General features: G+C 63.0%; 6 protein-coding genes. 3 read left to right on the top strand and 3 right to left on the bottom strand.

What is annotated here, in order from left to right; genetic code table 11:
* Window positions 1-574 (top strand): metallopeptidase TldD-related protein (locus tag ENZ74_RS24250; protein WP_245470997.1); only part of this gene is annotated, 574 nt, incomplete at its 5' end.
* A 23-nt stretch (window positions 575-597) separates the two neighbouring features.
* Here ENZ74_RS24250 and ENZ74_RS24245 read toward each other — a convergent pair.
* A complete protein-coding gene (locus ENZ74_RS24245) occupies window positions 598-891 on the bottom strand; it encodes a hypothetical protein (RefSeq protein ID WP_063167679.1) in 294 nt (97 codons plus the stop codon).
* 41 nt (window positions 892-932) lie between these two features.
* On the opposite strand from ENZ74_RS24245, the gene ENZ74_RS24240 reads away from it, so the two are divergent.
* Window positions 933-1,088 carry a hypothetical protein gene (locus ENZ74_RS24240; RefSeq protein ID WP_244514273.1) on the top strand — a complete coding sequence of 52 codons (156 nt, stop codon included), beginning with the start codon at window positions 933-935 and terminating at the stop codon, window positions 1,086-1,088.
* A 198-nt stretch (window positions 1,089-1,286) separates the two neighbouring features.
* Window positions 1,287-1,946 carry a transglutaminase-like cysteine peptidase gene (locus tag ENZ74_RS24235; RefSeq protein ID WP_063167678.1) on the top strand — a complete coding sequence of 220 codons (660 nt, stop codon included), beginning with the start codon at window positions 1,287-1,289 and terminating at the stop codon, window positions 1,944-1,946.
* Between the two features lie 16 nt (window positions 1,947-1,962).
* Here the strand turns inward: ENZ74_RS24235 and ENZ74_RS24230 are convergent, their stop codons facing one another.
* Both ENZ74_RS24230 and ENZ74_RS24225 read right to left on the bottom strand, forming a co-directional pair.
* Window positions 1,963-3,204, bottom strand: coding sequence for a class I SAM-dependent RNA methyltransferase (locus tag ENZ74_RS24230; RefSeq protein WP_063167677.1), 1,242 nt, complete (start codon window positions 3,202-3,204; stop codon window positions 1,963-1,965).
* Window positions 3,201-3,965, bottom strand: a complete 765-nt coding sequence (locus ENZ74_RS24225) for a TlyA family RNA methyltransferase (RefSeq protein WP_127313037.1) — start codon at window positions 3,963-3,965, stop codon at window positions 3,201-3,203. Before ENZ74_RS24225 ends, ENZ74_RS24230 begins: the two co-directional genes overlap by 4 nt.
* Window positions 3,966-4,074: the final 109 nt, after the last annotated feature.

Here is a 4,074-nt window from a genome sequence, read left to right as displayed (position 1 = left end):
GGGGGTGACCGTCGTCGACGACGGCACGATGCCCGAGCGGCGCGGCTCGCTGACAGTCGACGACGAAGGCCCGCCTTCGGCCCGCAATGTGCTGATCGAGGACGGCAAGCTGGTCGGCTACATGCAGGATCGCCAGAACGCCCGGCTGATGGGCATGAAGGCAACCGGCAACGGCCGCCGCGAAGGCTACGCACACCAGCCGATGCCGCGCATGACCAACACCTATATGACGGCGGGCGACATGGAGCCGGACGAAATCATCGCCTCGGTCAAGAACGGCATCTATGCCGTCTCCTTCGGTGGCGGCCAGGTCGACATCACCTCGGGCAAATTCGTGTTCGGCTGCACCGAGGCCTACATGATCGAGAACGGCAAGGTGACGCAGCCGATCAAGGGCGCGATGCTGATAGGCAACGGTCCGGACGCCATGCATCGCGTCTCGATGATCGGCAACGACATGAAGCTCGACACCGGCATCGGCATGTGCGGCAAGGCCGGACAGGGCGTGCCGGTCGGCGTCGGCCAGCCGCATCTGCGCATGAACCAGATGACGGTGGGCGGCACGCGGGTCTGAGCGAACGGCCCCGATGGCCGGGCTTATGCCTTGCCGATAGACCGGCGCGAAGTCGTGTAGAGAATCAGGAAGGCGATGACGCCACCGATCGCATATTTGACCCAAGCACTCAGGTAGTCGACGGTCCCGTCGTGGCCGGAGACATACAGCGCAGCTGCGACAAACGTCATGGCTGCGATGCCAAGTGCATAGGACGGCAATAGCCCGGTTCGAGCGATCTTTCGCAAAATCCAGGCGACGAGCGCACCCGAGAGCGCCATCATGAGAGTTGCGCCGGCGCTTACGTTATGCGGCGCCTGACATCGCGCTGCGGACATTTGGCGGGCTCCCAACAGTAGAGGTCGCGGACAGCGCGGTGGTGTCGTCCGCACTCGACCTCGCAAAGAAGGGAATGGATTTCGCAGATGCTCTGCATCTGGGGAAATCAGCTCATTGCGCTGGCTTTGCAACCTTTGATCGTAATTTCCTCAAGGCTGCAAAGACGGCGGGATATGACAGCTTGCAGGAAGCATGACAAAGGTCCGTCGCTGGCGCCCTGATGGTCGAGTCAGACCGAATGCGCCCGCTGATGCTTGCGTTTTCCAGTTTGAATTCCCGGCTGCACCTTGAAGTGAACACAATCGGCATTAGGAAATTGTTAGGTGTTTAACTGCCTGGGCTGCCGTTTCCGCACGAACGCAGTGCCGGCCTTCTGGTTGCGGTGGTGTTGGCAATGCGGCATTTCCCCGGCGTCCTGACCTCCTCTTTCCTGCTTGGCTTCGTTTCGTTGATTGGCGCGACATGGTTGCAAGCCAGTCCGGCGGCGGCACAGTCGACATTGTTCAAGTCGCGATCGACGCAATCTGCCGCAATTGGTGGAAGCACCAGCGTCCCCTACGGTTGGGTCGATTTCTGCCATCGCCGGCCAAAGGAGTGCAAGGTGCCCGCTCTGCCGGCCGCGAATATCAAGCTGACCGCGCAGAACCTACGCATCCTCAAGCGGATAAATCACAAGGCGAACAGCGCCATCAAACCCGTCAGCAATTTCGATCACTGGGGTACGATGGCGGATCACTGGGACTATCCGGTAGACGGTAAGGGCGACTGCAAGATCTACGCGCTCTACAAGCGCAAGCTTCTTCTGGCAGCGGGATTCCCCCGGCAAGCGTTGCTGATGACCGTGGTGCGCGACCTGGACAATGAAGGCCACACCATTCTGACGGTGAAAACCGACAAGGGTGATCTTGTCCTGGACAATCTGGTCAATGAGATCAGGCCCTGGAATGCGACGGGCTATTACTTCGTGAAACGTCAGTCGCAGCAGAACCCAAACACCTGGGTGTCGATCAACCAACGCGGCGGCACGTCGAAACGACTGTCGCCAAGTTCGTAGGGCCGAAGCCTCCAGGCTATCGCCGCTTCTTCGGCTTCTCCAGCAGTGCCACCGCTTCGACTTGCGGCGACCACAGGAACTGGTCGATCGGCGTCACGCTCTTCAAGGCGTAGCCGCCGTCGATGAGGATGCGCAGGTCGCGAGCCAGCGTCACCGGATTGCAGGATACCGCGGCAACGTAGGGAACATCCGAGCGGGCGATCTGCTTCGACTGGTCCTCGGCGCCGGCGCGCGGCGGGTCGAACACCACACCGTCGAACGCATTCAACTCCTTGAACGTCAGCGGCCGGCGGAACAGGTCGCGGCGTTCGCCCGTCACCCGCTTCAAGCCGGTGGCGAAGCGCGATCCACGGTCGAGCGCTGAAAGCGCTGCCGCATCGCCTTCCACCGCATGGACTTCCGACTTCGCGGCCAGGCGCAGAGCAAAGCTACCGCAACCGGCGAAAAGATCCGCCACCTTCTTGGCACGCTTCAGATGTCCGCCGACGATGTCGGCCATCGCCTGTTCGGCGGCCTCGGTTGCCTGCAGGAACGCGCCCGGGGGCAAGGCGACAGCGACGCTGCCGAACATGACCACCGGCTTTTTCGGCTCGATAATGATTTCGTCATCGATGGACAGCCTGGCAAAGCCCTGCGCCATGACGAAGTTAGCCGCGATCCGGCGCTGGTGCTCCCCGAGCTTGCCGGATTCGTGAACCGCGACATCGAGCCCCGAACCGGTCACGGTGACCGCCAGCCGGAACGATTTGGCGGTTGCGCAGACCAATTCGGCGAGCGCCTTCAAGCGATCGAGCGCGGCAACGATCTCCGGCAGCGAGATCGGGCATTCCGATATGGCGACGATCTCCGGCGACAGATGGCGATGGAAGCCGAGCAGCATGCCTGTCTCGGTGCGCCGGGCGGCAAGCACGACACGGCGGCGCGTCTGCGGTGCGCAGGCGACCAGGTCACCGATCTCGCAATCGATGCCCTTGCCCTTCAGGATGTGCGCCACTTTTTCGCGCTTCCACTGGCGATAGGCTTCGGCTTCGAAATGCTGGAGCGCGCAACCGCCGCATTCGGTGAAGTGGCGGCAGGCGGGATCGATGCGCAGCGGCGATGCTTCCAGCACCGCCATCAGCATGGCGCGATCCCTTTCGCGCGCGGCGGTGACCGTTTCACCGGGCAGTGTGAAGGGAATGAACAGATCGCCTGTCTCGGTCTCGGCGACACCGTCGCCCTGGGCGCCAAGTTTCCTGATGCTGAAGCGCGCGCTCATCGGTCCTTGATCCCACCGAGCAGGAATTCGCGATTGCCGTCGCCGCCATCGATCGGCGACAGATGCAGCCCCAGCGAGCGCCAGCCGGGAACGGAGTCCAGCCAATCCTGCAGCAGGCCGGCGACACGGGCGGCGTCGAAGGGATCCTTCAACAGACCACCCTTGCCGAGCGCTTCCCTGCCGGCCTCGAATTGCGGCTTGACCAGAAACATGGCCTTTGCGCCAGCCTTGGCCAGACCAAGGGCCGGCGGCAGCGCCAGTTTCAGCGAGATGAAGCTGACGTCGGAGACGATGAAATCCGGAATACGCCCGCCGAGATCGGTGACGGCGAGGTCGCGGGCGTTCAGCCCTTCGATCACCGTCACACGCGGGTCGCCGCCGATATCAGGATGCATCTGGCCATGACCGACATCGACGGCGGTGACATGGGCCACGCCGCGCTCGAGCAACACCTGGGTGAAGCCGCCGGTCGAGGCGCCGATGTCGAGCGCTTCACGGCCGGCAGGATCGAGGCCGAAATGATCGAGCCCGCCGATCAGCTTGAGTGCCGCGCGCGACACATAGCCTTGCGCCGGATCATCGATGGTAACGTGACATTGCGGCAAAACGCTCTGGCCGGGCTTGCGCGCAATGAGGCCGTCGACGGTCACAGTGCCGCGCTCGACCGCGTCGCGGGCACGCGAGCGGCTGGCAAACAGCCCGCGCTGGACGAGCAGGTCGTCGAGCCGCTGGCGTGCGCTGGCTGGCAGAGGCGAATTCATCGGCCTTCATGGCGAAAGCCGACGACGATGGCAAGAGCGCCAGCTGGAAGCATTTCGTCTCCCGTTCCCATCATCACGCTCAGCATCTTGCACGGCGACGATGGTGAGG

The sequence above is a fragment of the Mesorhizobium sp. M7A.F.Ca.CA.002.15.2.1 genome, from assembly GCF_003998715.1.
GTDB classification, from domain to species: Bacteria; Pseudomonadota; Alphaproteobacteria; order Rhizobiales; family Rhizobiaceae; genus Mesorhizobium; species Mesorhizobium ciceri.
This window is presented reverse-complemented; position numbering and strand designations above follow the sequence as displayed.

Coding starts and splice junctions, on each gene's coding strand:
- ENZ74_RS24225 (WP_127313037.1), bottom strand. CDS start 3,965: ATGAATTCGCCTCTGCCAGCCAGCGCACGCCAGCGGCTCGACGACCTG.
- ENZ74_RS24245 (WP_063167679.1), bottom strand. CDS start 891: ATGTCCGCAGCGCGATGTCAGGCGCCGCATAACGTAAGCGCCGGCGCA.
- ENZ74_RS24230 (WP_063167677.1), bottom strand. CDS start 3,204: ATGAGCGCGCGCTTCAGCATCAGGAAACTTGGCGCCCAGGGCGACGGT.
- ENZ74_RS24235 (WP_063167678.1), top strand. CDS start 1,287: ATGCGGCATTTCCCCGGCGTCCTGACCTCCTCTTTCCTGCTTGGCTTC.